Origin of the sequence: Halomonas sp. AOP7-E1-9, from assembly GCF_052376035.1 — a bacterium.
In the GTDB taxonomy this organism is placed as follows: domain Bacteria; phylum Pseudomonadota; class Gammaproteobacteria; order Pseudomonadales; family Halomonadaceae; genus Vreelandella; species Vreelandella citrativorans.
This window is the reverse complement of record NZ_JBQSVC010000002.1, coordinates 24,414-47,929: the sequence shown is the minus strand read 5'-3', so window position 1 is coordinate 47,929 and position 23,516 is coordinate 24,414. Positions and strand designations below refer to the sequence as shown.

General features: G+C 53.9%; 21 protein-coding genes. 9 read left to right on the top strand and 12 right to left on the bottom strand.

Annotation, left to right across the window (positions count from 1 at the left end):
- Nucleotides 1-36: 36 nt before the first annotated feature.
- Nucleotides 37-2,229: a polyphosphate kinase 1 gene (gene ppk1 / locus ACT3R4_RS01880; RefSeq protein ID WP_441677273.1), complete on the top strand. Its 2,193-nt coding sequence runs from the start codon at nucleotides 37-39 to the stop codon at nucleotides 2,227-2,229.
- Nucleotides 2,230-2,404: 175 nt separating this feature from the next.
- Nucleotides 2,405-3,343 carry a LysR family transcriptional regulator gene (locus tag ACT3R4_RS01875; protein ID WP_172117377.1) on the top strand — a complete coding sequence of 313 codons (939 nt, stop codon included), beginning with the start codon at nucleotides 2,405-2,407 and terminating at the stop codon, nucleotides 3,341-3,343.
- On the opposite strand, the gene ACT3R4_RS01870 is transcribed toward ACT3R4_RS01875, so the two are convergent.
- Both ACT3R4_RS01870 and ACT3R4_RS01865 read right to left on the bottom strand, forming a co-directional pair.
- On the bottom strand, nucleotides 3,306-4,901 hold the full coding sequence (locus ACT3R4_RS01870) for an ATP-binding protein (protein WP_441677275.1): 1,596 nt from the start codon (nucleotides 4,899-4,901) through the stop codon (nucleotides 3,306-3,308). The two genes, ACT3R4_RS01875 and ACT3R4_RS01870, sit on opposite strands and share 38 nt — an antisense overlap.
- Nucleotides 4,902-4,926: 25 nt before the next feature.
- On the bottom strand, nucleotides 4,927-5,685 hold the full coding sequence (locus ACT3R4_RS01865; RefSeq protein ID WP_441677277.1) for a winged helix-turn-helix domain-containing protein: 759 nt from the start codon (nucleotides 5,683-5,685) through the stop codon (nucleotides 4,927-4,929).
- 220 nt (nucleotides 5,686-5,905) lie between these two features.
- On the opposite strand from ACT3R4_RS01865, the gene ACT3R4_RS01860 reads away from it, so the two are divergent.
- Nucleotides 5,906-6,040, top strand: coding sequence for a hypothetical protein (locus ACT3R4_RS01860; RefSeq protein ID WP_254908543.1), 135 nt, complete (start codon nucleotides 5,906-5,908; stop codon nucleotides 6,038-6,040).
- Nucleotides 6,041-6,142: 102 nt separating this feature from the next.
- On the opposite strand, the gene ACT3R4_RS01855 is transcribed toward ACT3R4_RS01860, so the two are convergent.
- From ACT3R4_RS01855 to ACT3R4_RS01830, 6 genes are all read right to left on the bottom strand, one after another.
- Entirely contained in the window at nucleotides 6,143-6,322 is a 180-nt protein-coding gene (locus tag ACT3R4_RS01855) for a PLDc N-terminal domain-containing protein (RefSeq protein WP_172117375.1), read from the bottom strand.
- A gap of 71 nt (nucleotides 6,323-6,393) precedes the next feature.
- On the bottom strand, nucleotides 6,394-6,903 hold the full coding sequence (locus ACT3R4_RS01850; RefSeq protein ID WP_172117374.1) for a retropepsin-like aspartic protease family protein: 510 nt from the start codon (nucleotides 6,901-6,903) through the stop codon (nucleotides 6,394-6,396).
- Between the two features lie 24 nt (nucleotides 6,904-6,927).
- Entirely contained in the window at nucleotides 6,928-8,271 is a 1,344-nt protein-coding gene (locus tag ACT3R4_RS01845; protein ID WP_441677279.1) for an MFS transporter, read from the bottom strand.
- A 153-nt stretch (nucleotides 8,272-8,424) separates the two neighbouring features.
- Nucleotides 8,425-8,589 (bottom strand): hypothetical protein, encoded by a 165-nt coding sequence (locus ACT3R4_RS01840; protein WP_172117332.1) that lies wholly within the window; start codon nucleotides 8,587-8,589, stop codon nucleotides 8,425-8,427.
- A 43-nt stretch (nucleotides 8,590-8,632) separates the two neighbouring features.
- Nucleotides 8,633-10,258 carry a BCCT family transporter gene (locus ACT3R4_RS01835; protein ID WP_172117372.1) on the bottom strand — a complete coding sequence of 542 codons (1,626 nt, stop codon included), beginning with the start codon at nucleotides 10,256-10,258 and terminating at the stop codon, nucleotides 8,633-8,635.
- Nucleotides 10,259-10,501: 243 nt separating this feature from the next.
- Entirely contained in the window at nucleotides 10,502-11,536 is a 1,035-nt protein-coding gene (locus ACT3R4_RS01830; RefSeq protein WP_172117371.1) for a methyl-accepting chemotaxis protein, read from the bottom strand.
- A gap of 132 nt (nucleotides 11,537-11,668) precedes the next feature.
- Here ACT3R4_RS01830 and ACT3R4_RS01825 point away from each other — a divergent pair, with 132 nt between their 5' ends.
- On the top strand, nucleotides 11,669-12,040 hold the full coding sequence (locus tag ACT3R4_RS01825) for a hypothetical protein (protein WP_172117370.1): 372 nt from the start codon (nucleotides 11,669-11,671) through the stop codon (nucleotides 12,038-12,040).
- 146 nt (nucleotides 12,041-12,186) lie between these two features.
- Here the strand turns inward: ACT3R4_RS01825 and glnE are convergent, their stop codons facing one another.
- The 4 genes from glnE to trmB form a co-directional block, all read right to left on the bottom strand.
- Complete coding sequence (glnE, locus tag ACT3R4_RS01820; RefSeq protein ID WP_441677283.1) at nucleotides 12,187-15,141, bottom strand: bifunctional [glutamate--ammonia ligase]-adenylyl-L-tyrosine phosphorylase/[glutamate--ammonia-ligase] adenylyltransferase; 2,955 nt, start codon at nucleotides 15,139-15,141, stop codon at nucleotides 12,187-12,189.
- A gap of 28 nt (nucleotides 15,142-15,169) precedes the next feature.
- Nucleotides 15,170-15,541 (bottom strand): diacylglycerol kinase, encoded by a 372-nt coding sequence (locus ACT3R4_RS01815; protein WP_441677285.1) that lies wholly within the window; start codon nucleotides 15,539-15,541, stop codon nucleotides 15,170-15,172.
- A 31-nt stretch (nucleotides 15,542-15,572) separates the two neighbouring features.
- Entirely contained in the window at nucleotides 15,573-17,000 is a 1,428-nt protein-coding gene (dacB, locus tag ACT3R4_RS01810) for a D-alanyl-D-alanine carboxypeptidase/D-alanyl-D-alanine endopeptidase (protein ID WP_441677330.1), read from the bottom strand.
- A gap of 162 nt (nucleotides 17,001-17,162) precedes the next feature.
- Complete coding sequence (trmB, locus tag ACT3R4_RS01805) at nucleotides 17,163-17,828, bottom strand: tRNA (guanine(46)-N(7))-methyltransferase TrmB (RefSeq protein ID WP_441677287.1); 666 nt, start codon at nucleotides 17,826-17,828, stop codon at nucleotides 17,163-17,165.
- Nucleotides 17,829-18,037: 209 nt separating this feature from the next.
- Here trmB and ACT3R4_RS01800 point away from each other — a divergent pair, with 209 nt between their 5' ends.
- The 5 genes from ACT3R4_RS01800 to ACT3R4_RS01780 all read left to right on the top strand — a co-directional run bounded on the left by ACT3R4_RS01800 (nucleotide 18,038) and on the right by ACT3R4_RS01780 (nucleotide 23,483).
- The gene (locus tag ACT3R4_RS01800; RefSeq protein WP_192527646.1) at nucleotides 18,038-19,921 is read left to right on the top strand and encodes a beta-ketoacyl synthase; all 1,884 of its coding nucleotides are present in this window, start codon (nucleotides 18,038-18,040) and stop codon (nucleotides 19,919-19,921) included.
- A complete protein-coding gene (gene coaD / locus ACT3R4_RS01795; protein WP_441677289.1) occupies nucleotides 19,918-20,412 on the top strand; it encodes a pantetheine-phosphate adenylyltransferase in 495 nt (164 codons plus the stop codon). The genes ACT3R4_RS01800 and coaD overlap by 4 nt, the downstream gene beginning before the upstream one ends.
- Before the next feature lie 80 nt (nucleotides 20,413-20,492).
- On the top strand, nucleotides 20,493-20,741 hold the full coding sequence (locus ACT3R4_RS01790; RefSeq protein WP_087105869.1) for a YfhL family 4Fe-4S dicluster ferredoxin: 249 nt from the start codon (nucleotides 20,493-20,495) through the stop codon (nucleotides 20,739-20,741).
- Nucleotides 20,742-20,752: 11 nt separating this feature from the next.
- Complete coding sequence (locus tag ACT3R4_RS01785) at nucleotides 20,753-22,042, top strand: MATE family efflux transporter (RefSeq protein ID WP_441677291.1); 1,290 nt, start codon at nucleotides 20,753-20,755, stop codon at nucleotides 22,040-22,042.
- A 130-nt stretch (nucleotides 22,043-22,172) separates the two neighbouring features.
- Nucleotides 22,173-23,483 carry a short-chain fatty acid transporter gene (locus ACT3R4_RS01780; protein WP_441677293.1) on the top strand — a complete coding sequence of 437 codons (1,311 nt, stop codon included), beginning with the start codon at nucleotides 22,173-22,175 and terminating at the stop codon, nucleotides 23,481-23,483.
- The last annotated feature ends 33 nt before the right edge of the window (nucleotides 23,484-23,516 follow it).

The following is a 23,516-nucleotide window of genomic DNA, read 5'->3' as shown; positions in this document are numbered from 1 at the left end:
TGCTAGTTTGAAGCCATTAATGCGGGGGAGCCTTATATGGACGATCACGTTACACCATCTACAGCGCTATCACTTAGCGAACCACCCAACGTCGAAATTGATGGTTTACCGTTACGCATTAATCGTACGCCCAACGGTGTGCATGCCAAGGATGCCATTAGTGAAACCGACCTGGACGACCCCCAACTCTATTTAAATCGCGAGCTTTCCCACCTTCAATTTAATATTCGCGTCCTGGAACAGGCACTGGACGATGCGCATCCACTGCTTAATCGACTGATGTTCCTGCTTATTTTCTCATCCAACATGGATGAATTTTTTGAAATTCGCGTGGCGGGTTTAAAACACCAGATGGCCATGGGCGATGATACAACAGCGGCCGATGGCCGTTTGCCCAAGGCGGTGCTTGCTGAAATTTCCGAAATTGCCCACCAGCAGATCGCTCGTCAGTACAAAATTCTTAACGACACGCTGCTACCCGCCCTGGAGCAACAGGGCCTGCGTTTTCGGCGCCGCGCACAGTGGACCGAAGCGCAAAAGCAGTGGGTACATGAGATGTTTAATAACGAGATCATGCCCGTCATCAGCCCGATAGGTCTTGATCCTTCGCACCCCTTCCCACGGCTGGTCAATAAGAGCCTTAATTTTATTGTTGAGCTGGAAGGTAAAGATGCCTTTGGCCGCGCAGGCGGCATGGCAATTCTTCCTGCCCCTCGCTCGCTCCCGCGTTTAATGGCGCTTCCCAAAGCGCTCTGCGCCGAAGGCTACTCTGAATATATCTTCCTCTCCTCCATGATTCACGCCCATGCTGAGGAGCTATTTCCCGGTATGCGCGTGCGCGGCTGCTATCAATTCCGATTGACGCGCAACGCCGACATGACCGTCGACCCGGAAGAGGTTTCTGACCTGGCCTCGGCGCTGCGAGGCGAGCTACTGGCCCGCCGTTATGGAAGAGGCGTACGCCTGGAAGTCGCCGATAATTGCCCCGACGACTTGACCAACTTTTTAATGCGCCAGTTTGAGCTTGATGCCGAGGATCTCTATCGCGTTGAAGGGCCCGTTAACCTGACCCGCATGATGTCGGTGTTGGGAGACGTTGATCGCCCCGAACTGGTGTATCGCCCGTATACGCCGAGTGTGCCCAAGACGCTTAAAATCGGCTCCATGTTTGACTCGATTGCCAGAAACGATGTTTTGCTTCACCACCCCTTCCAGTCGTTCTCACCTATTGAGGAACTACTGCGTGAGGCGGCTCGCGACCCAAACGTTCTGGCCATTAAACAGACGCTTTACCGCACCGGCGCCGAATCGCCTATTGTGAGCGCGCTTGTGGATGCCGCGAGTCAAGGTAAGGAAGTCACCGTCGTTATCGAGCTACGCGCACGCTTTGACGAAGCGGATAACCTTCAGCTTGCCTCACGCCTACAGGAAGCCGGGGCCATCGTTATTTACGGCATTATGGCGTATAAAACCCACGCCAAGATGCTGCATATTGTCCGGCGTGAAAAGGGCGAGCTGCGCCACTACGCGCACCTGGGCACGGGCAACTATCACTCTAAAACCGCCAAGCTTTACACCGACTACAGCCTGTTAACCGCCAACAAAGCGCTATGTGCCGATGTGCACAAGGTCTTCCAGCAGCTTTCAGGGATGGGCCGGGCGCGCAAAATTGATACGCTGCTGCACGCACCGTTTACGCTGCATGAGCGTTTGGTGGAGATGATTGACCGTGAAGCACAGCTGGCACAAAAGGGTAAACGCGGGCATATCATTATCAAGTGTAATTCACTCACCGAGCCCAGGCTGATTAAAGCGCTTTACCGTGCCTCCCAAGCGGGGGTTGAGTGCGATTTGATTATCCGTGGCATGTGCTGCCTAAAACCCAACCTTCCGGGCATTTCTGAAAACATTCGTGTGCGCTCGATTATTGGCCGTTTTCTGGAGCACACCCGGGTATTTCACTTCCATAACGACGGTAAATCGGAAACCTGGTGTTCAAGCGCTGACTTTATGTCGCGCAACATGTTCCATCGGGTAGAAACCTGCTTTCCGCTATTGGATAAAAAGCTCGCCACCCGAGTGCGTAAAGACCTGGAAACCTACCTGGTCGATAATTGCCAGAGCTGGCTGCTGCAAAGCGATGGCTCCTATCGCTTGCAGGACCCTGGTGATAGCGATGCGATCAGCGCTCAGGAGACCCTGCTTTACGCGTTCGCATCCAAAAGCTAGCACAATGTGCATGACCGGAAAAATCCAGTAAGCGCAGTAATGCCGTTAATAAGCGGCTTTACTGCTGGCAAGCACGCTTCTCACACTTTTAAACTCATGCAAAGACGCCTACGCCAATAGCCAAGTACATGAGAGACTGTCATGATAAATCCTTTCAAATTGAAAGATATTATCCATGATTGAGTTACGCCACCTACGCACACTGCTTGCCCTACGTGAAACGGGATCACTGGTGGAGGCTGCCGAACGCGTTCACCTTACCCAGTCGGCCCTTTCGCACCAGCTCAAAGACCTGGAAGGCCGGGTTAACAGCCCGCTTTTTGTGCGTAAAACACGGCCCGTCGAGTTTACTCGGGCAGGTTTACGGCTATTAGCCCTGGCCGACCAGATACTTCCGGAAGTGCGCAAAGCCGAACGCGACGTGGCCCGGCTGGCGGGGAGCGAGCAGGGGCGGCTGCACATGGCTATTGAGTGCCACAGCTGCTTTCAATGGCTAATGCCTACCGTCGACTACTTTCGCGACCACTGGCCGGAAGTGGAAATTGATATTCCCAGCGGCCATCACTTTGACCCGCTACCGGCGCTGGCACGCGAGCAGTTGGATCTGGTCATTACTGCCGACCCTCAGGCACTGGAGGGTGTTCACTATGCGCCGCTGTTTCGCTATGAAGGGCTTTTGGCCGTAGCACGTCAGCACGCTTATGCAGGGAAGCTCTTTATCGAGCCTCAAGCCCTGGCAGACCAAACGCTGATCACCTACCCCGTAGAGCAGGCACGCCTGGATGTATTTACGCAGTTTTTAGACCCAGCAAACGTACGCCCTCAGGAGATTCGCACCGCCGAACTTACCATCATGATGATGCAGTTGGTCGCCAGCGGCCGAGGCGTATGTGCCCTGCCCAACTGGGCGCTAACGGAGTATCTGGAGCGCGATTACGTCAGCGCCGTTAAGCTGGGTGAAAACGGCATTTGGAGCACGCTGTACGCGGCCGTTCGAGAAGAGACGCTGGAAGCGCCCTGGATGAAGGATTTTCTACGTACCGCACGTGAAACCTCGTTTGCGGTACTCACAGGCATTAAACCAGCGACTCACGACGAGGAATCAGCAACGTAAAGCGTGCGCCACCCAACGCAGGGCTGGTATCCACGGTGACGCTACCGCCGTGGCCCGCCATAATCTTTTGCACGATGGAGAGGCCCAAGCCGTAGCCTCCCAGGCTGCGGGCCCGACTATCGTCCAGCCGAGTAAACGGCTTAAAAATATCCACACGGGCATCTGCCGGAATGCCTGGGCCGTCATCCTCAACATCAATACGCACCAGCTGATCTTCGCTCCAAAGCCGGATAATAAGGTGTTTTTTGCCATAGCGGCAGGCGTTACCCACCAGGTTTTGCAGCGCCCGCTGTAAATAGCGAGGCTCGGCTAAAAGCTCAATATCCGGCCCATCCGCCAGTTCAATAGTAAGCCCTTCATTGAGTGGCGCCAGCGTATCAATCACACGCTCGGCCATTGCCCGGCAGTCCACCAGCGCCATTTCAAGCTCGGCCCCGTTCACCGTTTCACCGCCCAAGCGAGCATAGGTAAGGATTTCATCCACCAACTCGTCAAGCTCCGAAATATCGGCATCAATTCCCTGCAACTGGCGCCGAATAGCGGGCTGATCAGTCATGTCCTCGACCATCTGTACGGCAAAGCGAATACGCGCCACCGGCGTGCGAAGCTCATGGGAGACCGCACGAATCATCTCTTGCTGGCCACGCAGCAGCGTTTGCACTTGGCTTGCCATGCCGTTAAACGCCATGCCTAACCGGCCCAGAAAGTCGTCACTTTCTATTTTTACGCGCGTTTCAAGACGGCCGCTGGCAATCCGGGTAGCCGCCAGTTCAAGGCGCGCCATACGTGCTTCGATGCTGCGCATAATCAGATAGATAATTAAACCCAACACAGCCATGACACCAATCAACAGCGGCAATTGTAAATTCATGGGCAGCGTATCACCGCGCGAGACAGGACCGGCCATTAACCAGACGTCTTCATCGGGCAGTTGATAAAGCAGGCTAACGGCCAGTTTTTCGGATACGAGCAGCGTTAATACGTTGCCTAACGCCAGTTGGCTTTGCTGCTGAGACGTTACGTTATCGGGCAGCGTATTAAGCAGAGTGAGCGGCCAGTTGCCGGAACGCAGCGACGTCAGGTTGGCTTCTCGCTCGTCACGTGGCAAGGCTTTTAGCCACTCGCCCAGCAGCAGCAGGCTGCCCTCCCATTGGCGTTCGCTCCAGGCAGGCAGGGTCGCTTCCAAAAACCATTGACTTTCAGGCACTCGCTGACGAAGACGCCAAGGATCTTCAGTCACTAATACGCTACCACGCTCAATGCGTTTATCAGCGAAGTAGCCAAGCTCTACCTCACTCATACGCCGCAAAGTAAGCTGCATACCCAGCCGCTCGGCAAAGTAATTAACCAGCGAATTTCTTTCTTCTTCGGAGACATCAGCCAGTTGCTGGGTCATTAATGACATGGGCAGTGCTGCCAGCTGCTCGTGGTAATCCTCACGCCGGACTTGTTCAATAAAAGAGCGGCCGCCGAGCGCGATGAGCAGTACGACACAAAGCGCCAAGCCTAGCAGTAGATAGAATTTTAAAAACGCGCTATGGCTAAGCAGCCGCTGCATAAATCCTTTTCCTTCCCTGTGTTGATCAACTGTCCTTCACGAAAAGGTAGCCTTTGCTGCGCACTGTCTTGATTCGATGAGGCTGGTTGGGGTCATCGCCCACCTTGGGTCGAATACTCGATACGCGTACATCGATAGAACGATCCTGGCCATCGTACTTAATGCCACGTAACTCATTGAAGATCTCTTCACGGGTCAATACCCGGCCCGCATTGCGGGCAAGTAACCACAACAGGTCGAACTCGGCGCTGGTTAAATCAATACGTTCACCGGCAAGCCACGCTTCTCGGGTCGCATTATCAATTTCCAAATTTTCAAACCGTAGGCGCATTTCGCCATTGGGCGCAGGGCCATCTGCACGCCGTAACAAGGCACGCATACGGGCGAGCAACACACGAGGCTGCACCGGTTTGGGCACATAGTCATCTGCCCCCATTTCCAACCCAAGGATTTGGTCCACGTCGTCAGTACGTGCCGTCAACATCATGATGGGGCCCGCAAAATTGGGCCGCACTCGGCGACAAATCGACAAACCATCCTCGCCGGGCAACATCAAATCCAAAATGACCAAGTCAGGCTGTAGCGTAAGAATGCGGTCCATCCCTTTCACCCCATCGGCCTCTAGCGTGACCTGGAAACCGTTGGCTTCCAGATAGTCGCGAGTCAGCTCAGCCAAGCGCTGATCATCCTCTATGATCAGAATATGATCCTGAGCGGGATAGTCAGGCATAACGGTTTCTTGTGACCCAAGCGCCTGAAATTTCTGTTCCAAGTGATTATCCATCTTATCCTTCACTCCGCTTAGGCAGTTAGTCATTCATGTCGTCAGTCGTTCTCAAAAGGTAGCCGGTTACCTGTTCACAGGATACCTCAAAACCCAGCAAACACTTCTCCTGAGCAGTAGCCGCTTTTCTCTACTCGCCGTCGCACACCGCTTGATTCTTCCAAAACAGAGGACTAATGTAGACAGCGGACTGTCGACAATCTGGCTGGAGGAGTAAGCCATGAAAGATGGTAAAGCTAAAAGTGTTATCAAGCGTGTTTATGTTCCTACTCAGGTGCGCGATTTACCCAACGGGGAAAGAGTAACCATCCCTGGCCACTATAAAGCGCCGCCCAGTAATGGAAACAGTGCGTAATGGTACATACTTATAGAAAAGGCAGGCGCGATGCCTGCCTTTTTTAAAGCCGATACTTGCAGCGCCACCGCTAACCAGCAGCGCAGCCTTTAGCCCGCTTGGCTATCCTTTGGGCCCTAATAGTAGCCATGCAATCAGGCCTACCAGTGGGAAGATCAGCAGCGCTAATATCCACAGCACTTTAGCCAGACCGCCTGCCGAACTTTTAGCAACTTTGACAATGGCCCAAATAATAATAATGAGCCAAATCAGACCTAGTAATCCACCGACTTCAATACCCATAGCCACTCCTTGCCTATTTGTTTCCGTGGGCTTTTAGCTAAGCACACCAATACACTATTCACAAGTATCGCTTATGCATCGGGTAGGCTCAGAACCATTTCGCCGCTGCGTATTTCAATATTCAGCAGATGCAAAAAACTCATCCCCAGCAGCACGACATGATTCTCCATGCCGGGGCTGATGGAGCCTTGTACATTGCGGATATTGATCCCCCCCAGCGTTACTTCATCAAGCTGAGTAAGGTTTCCTTGTACGCGACCGTTGGCCGTATTAAACCAGGCGCTGCGCCCACGTTCGAGCCCCAGCCGATTGGCCAGCTCATCTGAAACGGCCACATAGGTAGCGCCGGTATCCAGTAAAAACGTCACCGGCTCACCATTAATTTCGCCCGGTGCTTCAAAGTGCCCCGAACGGTTACGCTGTAAAGTAACGGGGCCGCCGTCAGTCGCAGTCTGCACGATATGGGCATTAGGGTTCAGTATTTTTTCCATCCCCCCATCCAGCCACCAGGTACCCAAGCCGATTAACAGTACCCAGAAAAGCAGCATCATCACGATGCTGCCACGCTGTGCTGTCTGCATTATGTGCTCCCCGTTTGCGGTATATTAAGCGCTCTGCCACGCGATGGCGGCATCACGCCCTCGTCGCTCATTAACGTTTGCACAAATCAGCATTGCGATAACAAACAGGCCTGCACATAAAAGGATAGACGCTTGTAGGCCAACCATCGTTTGCAGTACACCCAGCATCACGATGCCCATCACGCCTGCCAATTTATTCGCCAGACCCCAAAAGCCAAAAAATTCAGCCGATTTTTCAAGCGGTGAAAACACACCCACCAAGGCGCGGCTTGCCGACTGACTAGACCCTAAACTGAGCCCCGCCAGGCAACCAACCGCTAGAAAGACATGCTGTGCCTGCCACTGCCAACCAAAATGCACATTGGCCCAAGCGGTTATTTCGGGCGTTGCCCAAATGGCAATAATCGCAACCACCCACAGGCCAAGCGTTATTTGATAGGTGTGTTTCGCGCCTAACCGATCCTGAAGCCAGCCAAACCCGAGCGCTCCGGCCGCCGCGGTTATCTGAACGATAATAAACATGATATTACGTACGCTTTCATCCCAGCCAATCACCTGGGCGCCATAGATAAACGCAAACGCAATAATGATGTAGACCCCCGCCATGGAAAACAGCAGCGAGACCAGGAACACACTCAAGTCTTTGAAATAGCGCAACTCATGCAGGGTTGAACGTACGCGCTGTTGAGCAATATCCCAATACGCCACCCCAGAAGGTTTGGGCGTGCCGCGCTCTTTAAGCCACAGGAAGGTGGGAATAGCGGTAATCAAGAAAAAACCGGCCGCGAAGGGCCCCACCCAGCGGATACGCTCATAGTTTTCAACGGTTGCCTCCCCCAGTACGACGAGGGTAAAGCCCGCAGCAAACAGTCCGCCAATATACCCAAGCGACCAGCCAAACCCGGAAATCTTGCCAAGCTTTTCAGGCGGCCCAAGCTCCGGTAGAAAGGCCGCAATAAAGGACTCCCCCATGGAGTAGGCGTAATTGGACAGCACAATAAGAACAAGCCCCAGCACGACATAGCCGGGAGATACAAAGTAAAGCATCGCGGTGGTGGCGACCGTGGCCAGATAGCTAAAAAACAGAAAGCGTTTTTTCTCGGCCCGATAATCCATAATCGCACCGCAAAGTGGGGCCGTTATTACCACCATTAAATAGCTGACCGCTAGCGCCAGGCTCCATAGAAAGTTGGCCAACCGAAAACCATCGCCTCGGTCCCCTACAATCACGGTGGTAAACAGCTCACCAAATACCACCGTAATGATCAGCAAGGTGTACGCCTGATTAGCGAAATCAAACATGGCCCAGCCGAATATTTCGCGGCGTGAAGCGTAGGAAGAAGCAGCCTTGGCAGCATTTAGCAACATCGGGAGTCTCTCTTTAGGGGCAGTGGCAAGCCTGCACATTAGCGCCTGTAAAGTATGACAAAACGCTTAAAGCTTACTGTATAAGAAAACGCCCGGCTTATCGCCGGGCGTTTTGACTGCATTTCAATCAGGACTGCGTTACACCAGGTTGGCCTACAAAAGCCAATGTGCCAAGACAGCCGACAGACCAATCACCAGTGCCGTTACAACGGCGACCGTAACGACGCGGTCCAGCCAGCGGTCCAGCCAACGCTCAAGCGCCTGCCCCTTGGGCTGGCGTCGTGTTGCACCGTGGCGTCCTCGCCGAGCCATCAGCATCCTCGCTCCATGTGTTTGCTCCTGAAGACCTGATTAAGTTGACCTAGCTATTAATACGCCGATTGATAACATTAGGTGCACGGCGTAAGCGCTCCTCTTCGCCCATCTGCTCAGCTTCAAAGGCATCGGCGCCAACAGGCGTTTCACCGTGGCGACGATAGAGCTGGGTCAACATAGCCTTACGATCTGCGCGTAGCTCACGTACCAGCACAATGACCATCATATACAGAATAAAGGTAAACGGTAGTGCCGACAGCACTGCTGCTGACTGAAGCCCGGAAAGGCCTCCCGCCACAATCAGCGTTAAACAAATTGCCGCAATCAGCACACCCCAGATGATACGTTTATAAAGCGGGGGATTAATAGAGCCGTTGTCGGTCATCTGCGCCACGATATAAGAAGCAGAGTCAGCCGATGTTACCAAAAAGATAAAGATGAGCATCATGGCAACAACAGAAAGTACGTTAGAGAACGGCATCAGCTCGAACATTTTAAACAGCGCCACGGTGATATTTTCCTGAGTGGCGGCCGCTAACCCTACATTTGTGCCGTTAAGCTCCATGTTTAGCGCTGCTCCCCCAAATACGCCAATCCAGAGACAAGCCAACAGTGGCGGAACCAGCAATACGCCAAACACATACTCTTTAATCGTACGGCCACGGGACACACGCGCAATAAACGTACCTACAAACGGTGACCATGCAATGACCCAGGCCCAATAGAAAATCGTCCAGCTACTGGCCCACTCATTATCACTATACGGGGAGATACGTAGACTCATCCCAATAAAGTTCTGAAGGTAGTCACCAATGCCTAGCGTAATCGTTTCAAGGATCGCAATGGTCGGGCCGGTCACCAATACGTACACCATTAGCCCGATGCACAGCACCATGTTCAGGTTTGAAAGGCGCTTAATACCTTTATCAAGCCCTGACCATGTTGACGCCATATAGGCGCAGAACATCACCAGCAAAATAATAAACTGCCAAAATCCATTTTCCGGCAAGCCAAAAACAGCGTTCAAGCCGCCGTTCATCTGTAATACCCCAAGCCCTAGCGAGGTTGCCACCCCCATTACGGTTGCGACAACCGCAAATACATCCAACCACGAGGCATAAGGACGAAGCCGCGGCCTTTTAGCGGTAACGGACGAAAGCACCGATGAAACAAGCCCCGCTTGGCCTTTGCGAAACTGGAAATAGGCAATGATCAGGCCCACCACCGAAAAGGCCGCCCATTGGTGAACGCCCCAGTTGAAGTAACTGTATTGAATAGCGTAGCGGGCAGCGGCTTCCGTTTCGGCCGGCACATCGCCATAGGGCGGCTCAATATAGTGCGTCATGGGTTCGGCCATACCATAAAACACGAGCCCTACACCAAACCCGGCTGCCAGCAGCATGCTAATCCATGAGAAAAAAGTGTAGTTGGGCGTACTGTCCTGAGGCCCCAAACGCACCTTGCCATATTTGCTAAAGGCGAGTGAAAACAGGAACACAACGAACCCAAATACAGAAAATAGATAAAACCAACCAAAAAGCCGTGTTACCGATGCGAGAGCCGACTCGGCTGCACTTCCGAACCCTTCGGGAAAGGCTGCGCCCACTACGACCAGGCTGAAAATGATGACAGCCGATGCAATAAACACCGACTTTCCTCCATGATTTGCCATACAACCACCTTGTTAGATAAGTAATTGAATGAAAGAAACTATACATAGACGCTGTAACCCTAGCGGGTTAACGATGTTTATGTACAGTCTTCGTTTATTCATGAAGGGCATGCGTATTTAACGCCGTTATCTAAATGGGCAAACAATTGTTTTCCGTCACCTTCTTTAGCGCGCTCACTGCACCAAAACAGAACATTAAATGCTCTTTTTTAGCCAAGTCGCATTATTTTGGTGCTAGCAATCCTATCCAGTCGGATTTTCTATTACCTGATATTCAACAACACCCAACCAGCCTAATCCTCGATACGTTTCATAGCCGGGCGTTTCAGCAAAACTTATCAAGCTCCCCTTCTCCTGATAATACCCGCGTTGTTCGCTGTCGCGTGCTAACGGATACCGGTTGCCAACGGTATTTTGCTGAGTATCTGCAATGATGTGATTCTTGGAGTCGAGTAATAAAACGCGGCTACAAGCCTGCTCCTCTTCGGTTAACCCGACCCCTTCAACAACCGCCTTTGCCTGAGGGGCCCAGTCAAAAAATATGCCTAAAACGCCAATGGCAACACCATCACTCTCTCCGCCTTTGCGAATAGCCGTGGCATACGTTGCCACCGCTGCGTCGTCCAACAGGGCATTGTGCTCAATATCGTTAACCACGAACGCGTCTCCATCAGGTGTTTTCATGGCACGCTTGAACCATTCAGTGTCGGCTACGTTTACACCTTTTACGCCAGGATAGTGGTCAGGACGACCGCTGGCAATCACATTGCCTTCTGCATCTGCCACCCATAAATCCAGATAAACGGTATACGAGCGCAGAATAGTGGCCAGCCGATGGCTCGCATAATCACAGCGCTGCTGATTGGGATGCTGTATGGCCTCGACCACAGCGCTATCCGTCGCCCACCAGCGCACATCGCAGGAGCGCTCAAACAAATTACGGTCAATGATTTCAACTGCATTCAAAGCAATATCGGTAAAGCGCTGCCCGCGAAACTCATTGGCCATTGACGTACCGGCCGTTTCAATACTTTCAGTGTGCGCCTCCACCTGGTGTCGAAAATCACGGGCGATTTCATTGATCGCACCGGATACACGTCCCATCTCCTGAGCAACGACAGAGAAGGCCGCACCGCTGGGACCTGCTCTTGCCGCTTCTATACGTGCATTCAAAGCCAAAATTTCAGTTTGCTGCATGATTTTTTCAATCATGCCGATTTTTTCTCGCGTAATCGTTGTAATGCCGTAAGCAAGTTCAAGAATACTATTATCTTGCATGAGCGTTCCTTATAGGAGGTATTTCAAGGCAAACCGTTTCCCTAACGCTAGTAAAGCAAGATATAGGCCAGCCTTCAGTGAACTTGGCTAACAAACTATGTTCCAATAAGGCACACGACGATGGAGGCTTTTATGCCACAGATGAATCGCGATCAACGTAACGCCGCTTGGCAAGCTGCTCAACAATGGCGTACACGCGCAGCGCAGTCGCAGCCCGGCGGGCTAATGGGCAGCTTAAAATTGCTGCTAACGTGGCTGGCGTTTGGCGTGCTAATGGTGGTTGGCGTCATATTAGGCCTGTTCTTTCTTTTAATTGGCTGGGCCATGATGCCTTTTGTGCGCCATAAAATGAAAAAGCGAATGGAGCAGATGCGCGCTGAGCAAGCTCAGGATATTGGCGGCGGCTACGCAGAGCCTCATACGCGGTCACATCAGCAGGATGTTCTGGAAGGAAGTTACGAGGTAAAAACACACGAAGATAACAAGGCAACGCCGCGTGATTAACGGCGCTAATCATCGGCATGAGGCTTCCCAAAGCAATAAGGAAGCCTTTATGACGGCTCCTCTGTTCTGAATAGCGGCGTTTGACTGAAAGACACAGAGCCAATTCTCCAGAACAAACTACTCGAGCCCAACTTTCAAGCCCTGGTTTAGGGCTCTAAAAAGCGTTGCCAAAGGGCTTCGACGGCAGCGCGATGCTCCTTAAAGTCATCGACCTCACCAATGAGTTTCTCGCCAGTCAGTGCTGCGCGGTGTGTTCTACTGCGGTAGGCCAGATAAGCTTCTTTTAACTGCTCAGCCTCCTCTGAAGGTAAGTGCCCACTCTCGGCAAGCATCTCTAAAATACGCATATTATCGCTGTAGGTAGCCAGCGAGGGTGTTTGGTTAGCCAGCGCTAACACTGCGTACTGGCAGAGAAATTCAATGTCCACCATGCCACCAGCATCGTGCTTTAAATTAAAGCGCGGTTCCTGGGTTTTACTGCCCAAGTGGTCTCGCATTTTGTGGCGCATGTTGACTACATCATCACGCAGGGCGTGTTTATCACGTTGCCTGCCCAGGATGTCTCCACGAATCTGGTTAAACCGTTCGGCAAGCGCACTGCTTCCGGCGACGACCCGTGCGCGCACTAGCGCCTGATGCTCCCAAGTCCAGGCATTTTGCTGTTGATAGTCGGCAAAGGCATCAAGCGAGGTCACCAATAGCCCCGCATTGCCTGAGGGGCGCAAGCGCATATCGACGTCGTACAAGCTGCCTGCGGGCGTCACCGCGGTTAGCAGGTGGATAATGCGTTGGCCCAAACGGGTAAAAAACAGCGGCGTATCAATGGGTCGAGGACCGTCGGTTGCCCCTTTACCGTCGCTATCATGCAGAAAAACCAGGTCAAGATCAGAGCCATAACCCAGCTCGATACCGCCCAACTTTCCATAGCCAATAATCAGAAAAGCCGGTTCATGGTCGTTAAGCCCCTTGGGCACTCCGTGCTTACGGGTCACATGTTTCCAGGCCATCGCCAAAACGGCATCCAGAATCACTTCAGCAATATACGTTAAGTAATCACTTACTTTCATTAAATGACGCGTACCAGCGATATCAGAGGCGGCAACGTGAAGCATTTTGGCATGTTTAAACACCCGCAATGCTTCAAGCTGGGCTTCTTCATCATCTTCAGGCAGCCGGTTTAACGTTTGACGTAACTCATCGGCCAAGCGTGCTTTATCCGCTGGGGTGTAAAGAGTTTCTGGCGTTAACAGCTCATCCAACAGAATCGGATAGCGAGAAAGGCGCTCGGCAATCCATGGGCTGGCAACGCATAAGCGCATGAGATGCTCAAGCGCCTGAGGGTTTTCACGCAGCAGCGCTAAATAGGCGGTTCGCCTTAGTACCGCCTCAATCAAAGGCTGTACGCGGGCAAGCGCGATATCCGGTGTCTCATTTTCAGCCACGGCGGCCAGCAGTAGCGGCATTAGCGCATCAAGACGCTCAAAACCGATTCGCTGCATGCTTTGCACCTGACGCGATTGATAAAAACTCTGCAGACGCTTCAATACTTTATCGGGTTCGGCGAATCCTGCACTGTGTAAGTAAGCGATTGCTTCGTCCGCTTCCAGCTCGTTGCGCCAGATCAACCGCCACTGCGCAGGCGCCAAGCGGCTTGCGTCGTTGGTTTCTTCCGCATCCTCCTCGGGGTCAGCAATCACTGCATCAAAATGATGCCGAACACGCTCTCGAACATCATCAAGCGCCGCCATCAGTAGTGCCCAATCTTGATAGCCCATGGCAAAAGCAATCCGGGCCTGGTCGATCTCATCCGTCGGCAGCATTTGCGTCTGGCGGTCTTCAAGCGCTTGGATGACGTGCTCCAGGTCGCGCAGAAACGCGTAATCAGGCATGAGTTCATCGACCACCGTTTGAGGCAGTAGCCCCAGTTCGGGCAGGCGATTCAAGGCCGTTTTCAACGACGTTACCTGCAGCTCCGTATCCCGCCCGCCCCGAATCAGTTGGAACGCCTGCACCACAAATTCTACTTCGCGAATGCCGCCAGGGCCGAGCTTGATGTTGCTCTGCATCCCTTTGCGCTTTACTTCACGGTTAATCATGGCTTTTAGCTCGCGCAGCGACTCAATGGCGCCAAAATCCAGGTAACGGCGATAAACAAACGGGCGCAGGCCAGCCAATAGTTCAATGCCCGCCTCTATATTTCCCGCCACCGGGCGCGCCTTGAGCAGGGCGTAACGCTCCCACTCGCGTCCCTGGTCCTGGTAGTAGCTTGAGAGCATGGCAAAACTGCCTACCAGCGGTCCGCCATCGCCTAGCGGCCGCAAGCGCATATCCACCCGAAAGACAAAGCCATCTGCGGTCATGGCATCCAGCGCGGCAATCAGCTTTTGGCCCAGCTTGGTAAAGTATTCCTGATGCTCCAGCGGCTTGCGCCCGCCCTGCGTCTCACCTTTTTCAGGGAAGGCAAAAATCAGGTCGATATCAGAGGAGAGATTCAGTTCGCCCGCGCCCAGCTTACCCATTCCAAGAACGACCAAGCGCTGGGCAGCGCCATCGGCACGGGGCGCTGGCATACCCCAGCGAGGCGCATAAAAACCTTCAAGCCAACGTAACGCGGCCTCAAGACACAGCTCAGCCAGTTGAGAAACCGCTTGAGTGGTATCCCACATGGTATAACCGTCAGGCCGATTTAGATCCCGCCAGATGATGCCCACCATTCGTGCACGCCGAAAACGCCGCAACACACGCTGCATGGCCGCTTCATCTTCTGCGCTTTCCAGTGCGTCGTGCAGCCACTGTTGTTGATCGTTCCGGGCCGGTGCCGCATCCAATTCGCCGTTGGCTTCAAGCGTTGCAAGCCAGCCCGGGTAGCGGGTGAACGTATCCAGCACAAAGGTGGATACGCTTAGCACCTTGGCCAGCGCCTCGAGGCGTGGTTGAGTAAGCGCTTGCCAACATCCCGAGGGCAGCGGCTGCTGGGTCATTGAGGCAGTATTATCCGCTTGGCCAAGCGCATCGTTCAGCCGCTGACCCACCTTTTGGCCCTCTTGCTGAAGCGCCTCAGGCAGCGCGTTTAAAGGTATAAACGAATTATCCAGTTGCATAGCTACCTCACCGCCAAGCGTTTACACGCTAGCCAAAGATTTTTTGCCCACCCAAAAGCCCCCAGGTAAGCCCGGCCGTTATCAACGACAGCATGACGGCGGCGGACCCAATATCCTTGGCCCGCCCGGAAAGTTCGTGATGCTCTGTACCAATGCGGTCGACCACGTTTTCAATCGCACTGTTTAACAGCTCAACAATGAGCACGAAAAACAAGCTGCCCACCAGCAGTAACCAGCTTAGCGAGTCATTACTGATCCACCAAGCAAAAGGCAACAACACGGCGGTGATACACACTTCCTGGCGAAAGGCCGTTTCGTTACGAAAGGCAGCCTTTAATCCTTTCCAAGAGTAGCGCGTTGAGTACACCAAATGGGTTAGACCGGTATGCTCTGGTTTCATGCAAGTCGTCTCACTTTAAGCGTCGAGGAAATTAATTAGCCAGAATCATTGCGTCCAAATCGAGCGACAACGGATCAAGCACCTCAGACCAGCTTATATAAGGAGTGTTACCACTTCCGTTCACCAATACACTAAAAACACCCCAACGCCCGGAGGCCGTACGAAAGTAACCTGCCACAGCGCGTACGGCAAAAGGCTGATTCAGCGTACCTGTTTTGAGCATGACGTTATTTTGAAACGTGGATGAGCCGCGTCGAATAAATCGCATGACGCCGTTGGCAGGCGACTGAAAGGCGGCCACGAAGCTTGGGAACAGCGAACTCTTCAGATACATGTCCTCCAGCATTACATTAACGCCGTGAGCCGATGTACGGTTTTCTGTCGTCAGTCCACTACCGCTATATAAGGTGACAGGGCCGTGGCCTGATAAGCTCTGGGCATACACTTCCAGCGCTGAACCCGCCTGACGCAGCTGGGCTTGCGGCGTTTCCACCAGGTTTAAGGCCAGCACATCAGCCATATAGTTATTGGAGTAGTTCATGGTGCGCAGCAGGAGTTCTTGTAGCGGTTGGCCATCCACCGCCGCCAAGCGCTTCGCACTGGCAAGAGGCTGTGTTGAAGTGACACGCCATGGGTCTCTGACAGAAATGCCCGCCTGGTTTAGCATGCCAAGCAGTATTTGCGCGGTCTCTTCAGCGGCGTCGCCTGCCCCTCGATAAATATCCCGAGCCATGGCGTTGGTCGAAATTTGCCCACTCAGGCGCATTACATCGCCACGCTCATCGGTTACTCGCTCGGCGCTAATTTCGGTTCCGCTATTGGCCGGACGTGTGATGACCTGGTTATCGATATCAATTAATGGTAACTGGCTATCGCAAAGCGTGGTACGAGCGGGCTCACCCGCCACTTGAGAAGGGGCCACGTTGACACACCAGCTGCCGAAATTAACCCCCGCGGAGGTAAGTGGCGCGCTATAAGCATTGGTCACACGGGTGCGGGCGTTGCAGCGGTCGTTGGTAATACAGTCGACAGGGCCAAAACGCCACTGGCTTACGACGAGCGCACCATCCACTTCATTAACACCGGCCATTTGTAAGCGCTGTACCAGGCGCCACAGATTTTCTGTCGTAAGCCCAGGGTCGCCGCCTCCTTCAAACACCAGGTCCCCACGCAAAATGCCGTTATCGATAGCGCCACTGCTTACCAACTGGCTGGTAAAGCGATGCTGAGGACCAAAGCGATTTAATAGAGCGGCTGCCATATAGGCTTTGGTAACAGAGGCGGGCGCCATCTGGCGCGCTGGGTTGATGCTTCCCAGCAGCACAGGCGCATCAGTATCAAGCAGGCGCGCCTCCGCGCTAATTGAAAACCCCTTATCCTGCAACTGCCCCAAACGGCTAAAATCGGCCAACAGTACGGGGCTCGCCAGTAGTGAAGCAACGGCTACCCCGGCGGTCATCGTCGCACGCCATTTGCGCACCGTTGCTTTAAAGAAGTACGTCACTGTTATCGGCCTCAATGTATATTCATTTTGAAAACACGTGCATCACCACCACACCTACCACCATTAGGGTGATACCCATCCACGCGGGCAGGCCAGGCTTTTCACCTAACACAAACGTTATAGGCGCTCGAGTTGAACCTGTAAGCGCCAAAGCGTTTGGCCACTTTTATCGTATTTAGCTTCAAAGGGGGTTAAGTACTCACTATCGGGCGTCCATACGCCGATGTCTGCTTGTCTGCCCGTTACTTGCGCGACGGCCAAGGCAAACTCCTCAATATAAAGCGGCCAGTTGGAGCGCACCTCAAGCTGGCCACCCAGTGCCAACAGTGTGGGTAAAACCGGGTGCCCATGCCAGCGCATCTTTAAATGAGCGGCCTTGGGGTACGGATTGGGGTATAACAAATAGTGGCGTTCAGGTTGCCACCGCGCCTGATCCGCCAGGCGCCAAAAGTCAACCAGGTCCGCCCGGACCAGCAACGCATTATCCGGTAGCGTGCCATGATCACGCCCTAGCCGATCTTCACTGCGGTCGACCCCGATCACGGCATGGTCAGGGAACTGTGCAGCCAATTGGCGGGTCGAAATTCCAACACCACACCCGGCATCGATTATCAACGGAGCATGACGCGCTTGATACCAGCGGTTAGCCTGCTCAAATGCTTCCTGAGTATGTGCCGCAATGGGTTTACGTAGTGGCGTCGCCAACGCTCGATCGATCCGGCGCGCTAGATCATGGTGAGGGCCTGGCTGATTGGATATAACGGGGCGAGAAGTGTTCTGCATGCCATCCCTCAGACTTAAAAGAGGTGATTCTATCAGTCTCCTGCGCTTGCAGCATGACGTCATAAGGTGCCCGGTGCTATGATCACGCCCGAGATATTTATTAAGCTCAATGGCAGCGTACTTTTTACCCTGCCATTGACAATAACTGTTATTAAAAACCACCGCACCACGAGGAACCCGGCTTGTCACACTTACCGGTGATTGTCGGCATGGGCGGCATCAATCCCGCCGGCAGGACCTCAGGCCATCAGGCCTTCCGTCGTACCGTGCTTGATGCCCTTCCCGCTGACCAGCAGCGCCAGACCCTGGAGGGCCTGGCGGCCCTTATGCAGCTTGTCGAGCACTCCGAAAAAGGGTGGCACGATCGCGCAGGCCAGCCCGTAAACTCGCCTGCTCAGTCGTTACGTGATCAGGTGCTTAACCACACATTGGTTCGCCGCAACGAGGACCCCAGGTTCCTGGAGCCGGGGCTGCCCGCCAATCGTCAGGCCAGTCTTCAGTTGAGCGAGCCGCTGCGCTTTACGCTGCGCCGTCGCCAGCTTCCGGAAAATTTACCGGAAAATTGGCAGGTCCGCGAACTGGGCGCCCGTGAGGTCGAGGTCACCGTGCCGGCAGGCGTTTTTGAGACGCTGCTGCCCGATGCCCAGCGCCCAAAAGTACGCGCAGCAGCGCAGCTTCCTCAAGGTTTTGAACCGGCAAGCCTGTACCGCAGTGTGCATCACCCTCGCGGACTTTCGATGGCGATTTTTGGCGCTAGCGACTGTTTGGGTGCCAGCGGTTTGTCTTGGGAAACGCTGCGCCAAACGCTTAATCCTGACCACATCGCCGTTTATGCAGGCAACTCCATTGGTCAGTTGGATGATGCTGGCTGGGGCGGCTTGATGAAGAGCCTGGTGAGCGGTCAACGCGCCACCTCAAAACAGATGCCGCTAGGGTACGGGCAGATGCCCGCCGACTTTTTAAATGCCTATGTTCTGGGTAGCGTTGGCAGTACCGGGGCGGTATTAGGCGCCTGCGCCAGTTTTCTCTATAACCTGCGTTTGGGTACTGAAGACATTCGTTCGGGGCGACGAAAAGTGGTCATGGTAGGCACCGCTGATGCGCCGATCACCCCGGAAATCATTGAAGGTTTTCGCGCGATGGGCGCCCTGGCAGACGACGCTAGCTTAAAAGCGCTTGATGCCCTGGAGCTATTAACAGATGCGGATTACCAGCGCGCCAGCCGACCGTTTGCGCTTAACTGTGGTTTTACCATGGCAGAAGCCAGCCAGTTTATCCTGTTGATGGATGACTCGCTGGCGCTTGAACTGGGCGCAGACATTATGGGCTCGGTACCGGATGTCTTTGTCAACGCTGACGGCTTCAAACGCTCGATTTCCGCGCCGGGTATTGGCAATTACATTACCCTGGGCAAGGCCGCGTCGCTGGTGCGTGACCTATTAGGGGAAAAAGCACTAAGAGAGCGCAGTTTTCTGCATGCCCACGGCACCAGCACGCCGAAAAATCGCACGACTGAGTCCCATGTGCTGGATGAAATTGCCCGTGCGAATGGCATTACCGACTGGCCAGTCGTCGCCATCAAGTCATTTATTGGCCACTCCCAAGGCTCGGCAGCGGGCGATCAGCTCGTAAGCGCGCTCGGCAGTTTTGCCCATGGCATATTGCCCGGCATCCCCACGCTTAATAAAGTGGCAGACGATGTCTACGCCGACCGGCTACGTTTTTTCCAAACCCCCATCGCCTTTAAGGCGGATGCTGCCTTTATTAACGCCAAGGGCTTTGGCGGCAATAACGCCACCGGCGTGGTGCTTTCACCCGATGTTACCGAGCGCTTGTTGCTCCAGCGCCATGGCGCCGATGCCATCAACGCCTGGAAAGCGCGTCGTGAAACTGTGCGCGCCCAGGCAGATGCCTATCTGGTTCAAGCGGATAGAGGCCACTATGCGCCGCGCTATCAGTTTGGAGAAGAGGTGCTGGAAGGGCCGGAGTTGGATATTCACGCTGACCGCATTCATATTCCAGGCTATGCCCAGGCGGTATCGCTCACCAGTGATAACCCCTTTGGTCGCATCAACGAGGAGCCCTCGGAATGAACACGCCGCGCGTCAATATTGCCGTGTACCCAGGCACTTTTGATCCGATCACCAACGGTCACATGGACCTTATAGCGCGTGGCGCGAGGATGTTCGAGAAGGTCATCATTGCCGTGGCAGAAAGCCCCGGCAAGCGGCCAAGCCTTGATTTAGAGGCCCGCATGTCCTTGGCTAAAGACGTCTGCGCATCGCTTGCCAACGTTGAAGTCGTGGGTTTTTCCAGTCTACTGACAACCTTTATGCGCGAACAAGGCGCCACCATCATTCTACGTGGCCTGCGTGGCGCTTCCGATTTTGAGTACGAACTTCAGCTTGCCAACATGAATCGCGCCCAAAACCCGGAGCTGGAAAGCGTTTTTCTAACGCCTGGCGTAGAAAATTCGTATATTTCCTCCACTATCGTGCGTGAAATTGCCAAGTTGGGCGGCGATATTTCACCACTGGTACCTTCCCAGGTCGCAGAAGCCTTGCGTAAGCACTACACTACGTAACCACTAACATTGTTGAGTAAAACACTCGGGTATTTCTTGCCGCTATTCCCGGGTGTGCCAGCCATTTGCGAGGTATGCCCATGGCACTGATGATCACCGATGAATGCATTAATTGCGACGTCTGCGAGCCCGAATGTCCGAACGATGCTATCTCGCCCGGCGAAGAGATTTACATCATCAACCCAAACCTGTGCACCGAGTGCGTTGGCCATTTCGATGAGCCACAGTGCCAGCAGGTTTGCCCGGTAGACTGTATTCCGCTTGACCCGGCACGCAAGGAAACGCAGCAGCAGCTGTTAGAGAAGTACCGCATTATTACCGCTGCCTAAGCGACGATCGCGTGCGTATATGGGCCATCGCATGGCCAATTATCCTTTCCAATATTACCGTCCCGCTGCTGGGCCTGGTCGATACCGCTGTGGTTGGGCATCTGCCCGATTCACGTTATCTGGCGGCGGTGACGCTGGGCGCCACTCTTTTCAGCTTTCTCTACTGGGGCTTTGGTTTCTTGCGCATGGGCACCACCGGACTGGTCGCTCAGGCTATCGGCCGTGAAAGTGATAGCGATGTGCGCCTGTTACTGGGCCAATCGCTGATCATTGCTGGGGCGATTGGTGCACTGCTGATTCTTTTCTCGTCACCGCTTATTTCCCTAGGGCTTTGGTTGCTGGACGGTAGCGAGGTAGCTACGCCACTGGCCCGTGAATATGCCGCAATACGCCTATGGTCGGCACCTGCCGTGTTGGCCAACTATGCAATATTAGGATGGTTTTTAGGCCAACAAAACTCTCGCGTTACGCTGATGATTTTGTTGCTGACCAACAGCGTCAATATCGTGCTCGACCTGTGGTTTGTGGTGGGCCTGGGAATGACCAGCAATGGCGTTGCCTGGGCAAGCGTTATTGCCGACTACAGTGCACTAGCGTTTGGCGGCTATTTGGTGACGCGCCAACTTAAAACGCTTTCTGGGCATTTATCGCGTGTACGCCTGCTGGCACTGTCGGCCTATACGGCCCTTTTCAATATCAACGCCAACCTGTTTGTACGCACGCTTGGCTTGCTGTTCGTCATGGCCTTCTTTACGGCTCAAGGGGCGCGCCAAGGCGATACGGTGCTGGCCGCCAATGCGGTGCTGCTGCAATTTATTATGCTCACCAGCTACGCCCTGGATGGCTTTGCCCACGCGGCAGAATCGCTGGTGGGTCGCGCCTTTGGTCGCCGTGACTGGCAGGAGCTTTCACTCATTGTTCGCAGGGCAGCGCAGTTCTCCTTTTGGACAGCGGCCGGTGCCTCACTGGGGTTTGCCCTTGGCGGCAATCAGTTGGTGGCACTTTTAACCGGGCTTGACGAAGTACGCACTGCGGCCGCGGTATACCTTCCGTGGATGGTGGTGATGCCGCTGATTGCCGTTTGGAGCTATCTTCTGGATGGCGTGTTTATTGGTGCTACCGCCGTGCGTGAAATGCGCAATAGTATCTTTATCGCCATGCTGGTTTACCTGCCGGCCTGGTGGCTGACCCAAGGGCTAGGCAATCATGGCTTATGGTTCGCTTTTACCCTGTTTATTACGGTGCGTTCGGGTGTATTGATTGGTTACTATCAACGCTACCGGCGCTCGCGTTGGCAATAAGCGTTTAAACCCGTCCTCCCGTTATTGGCTAGCTGCGCTATCGTTCTAAAGTACGACTTTAAATGTGAAAGCCATGGCGCATCGCCGTATATTAGCCATGTACTTCCTATAACAAACAAGAGAGCCCGTCATGCTAAAAATGATATCGAAACCAGCGGTTAAGCTGGTTGAGCGTTATCTCCCCGACCCGTATATTTTTGTTTTGCTACTGACGATCGTGGCGGCCGCTGCCGCCATTGCCGTGGAGCGCCAAACGCCCCTTGCGGTGATGCGCATGTGGGGAGACGGCTTTTGGGGCTTGTTAACCTTCTCGATGCAAATGCTGCTGGCCCTGGTAACCGGCTTTATGCTGGCAAGCTCACCGCCTGTGAAGCGTATCCTGCAAAAGCTTGCCGGAACGGCAAAAAGTGCCGGTGGCGCAATTATCCTGGTGACGCTGGTCTCGCTTGTGGCCAGCTGGATTAACTGGGGGTTTGGCCTGGTGGTGGGGGCACTGTTTGCCAAGGAGTTAGCTCGGTTGGTACGCGTGGATTACCGCTTGCTCGTGGCGAGTGCCTATTCGGGCTTCATCGTGTGGCACGGTGGCCTTGCGGGTTCCGTGCCGCTGACTATCGCCACCGAAGGACACTTCACTGCCGATGCGATTGGCGTGATTGGCACCGGCTCAACGATCTTCGCCTTTTTTAACCTGGCGATTGTTGTGTGTCTGTTTATCGTGGTACCACTGGTTAATCGGTTAATGCTACCCGACGAAAAAGACAGTGTGTATGTCGATAGCAAGCTGCTTGAAGATGCTCCCGCGTCGAAGGAGCGTATTACCCGCCCGGCGGAAAAACTCGAAAATAGCCTGGTACTTTCGCTACTGGTGGGCGTGCCAGGGCTTTTGTATCTGCTTGATCACTTTATTCTTCGGGGTGGCGGTTTAAACCTGAATATCGTGAACTTTCTGTTTCTGTTTTTAGCTATCGTACTTCATCGCACGCCACGCAGTTTGCTGATTAGCCTTAACGAAGCCATTAAGGGCGGCGCTGGCATCGTTATTCAGTTTCCGTTTTATGCCGGCATTATGGCCATTATGGTGCAGTCAGGCTTGGCCCAAAGCATGTCGGAGTGGCTAATCTCGTTTGCGACAGCAACCTCGCTGCCCTTTTGGTCGTTTATTAGCGCGGGCATTGTTAACCTGTTTGTGCCTTCCGGCGGCGGCCAATGGGCAGTGCAAGCGCCCGTGATGCTGCCAGCGGCCCAGGCGCTGGGTGCCGATATCTCACGGGTGGCTATGGCCGTTGCCTGGGGCGATGCCTGGACGAACTTGCTGCAACCTTTCTGGGCGCTGCCGGTGCTTGCCATCGCAGGCCTAAAAGCCAAAGATATTATGGGCTTCTGCCTGATTCAGCTGTTTGTCACCGGGGTGATTATTTCCATAGGCTTGGTCTGGTTCTAAGCTTTTATCTGCCCGCCCCACAGGGCGGGCAGC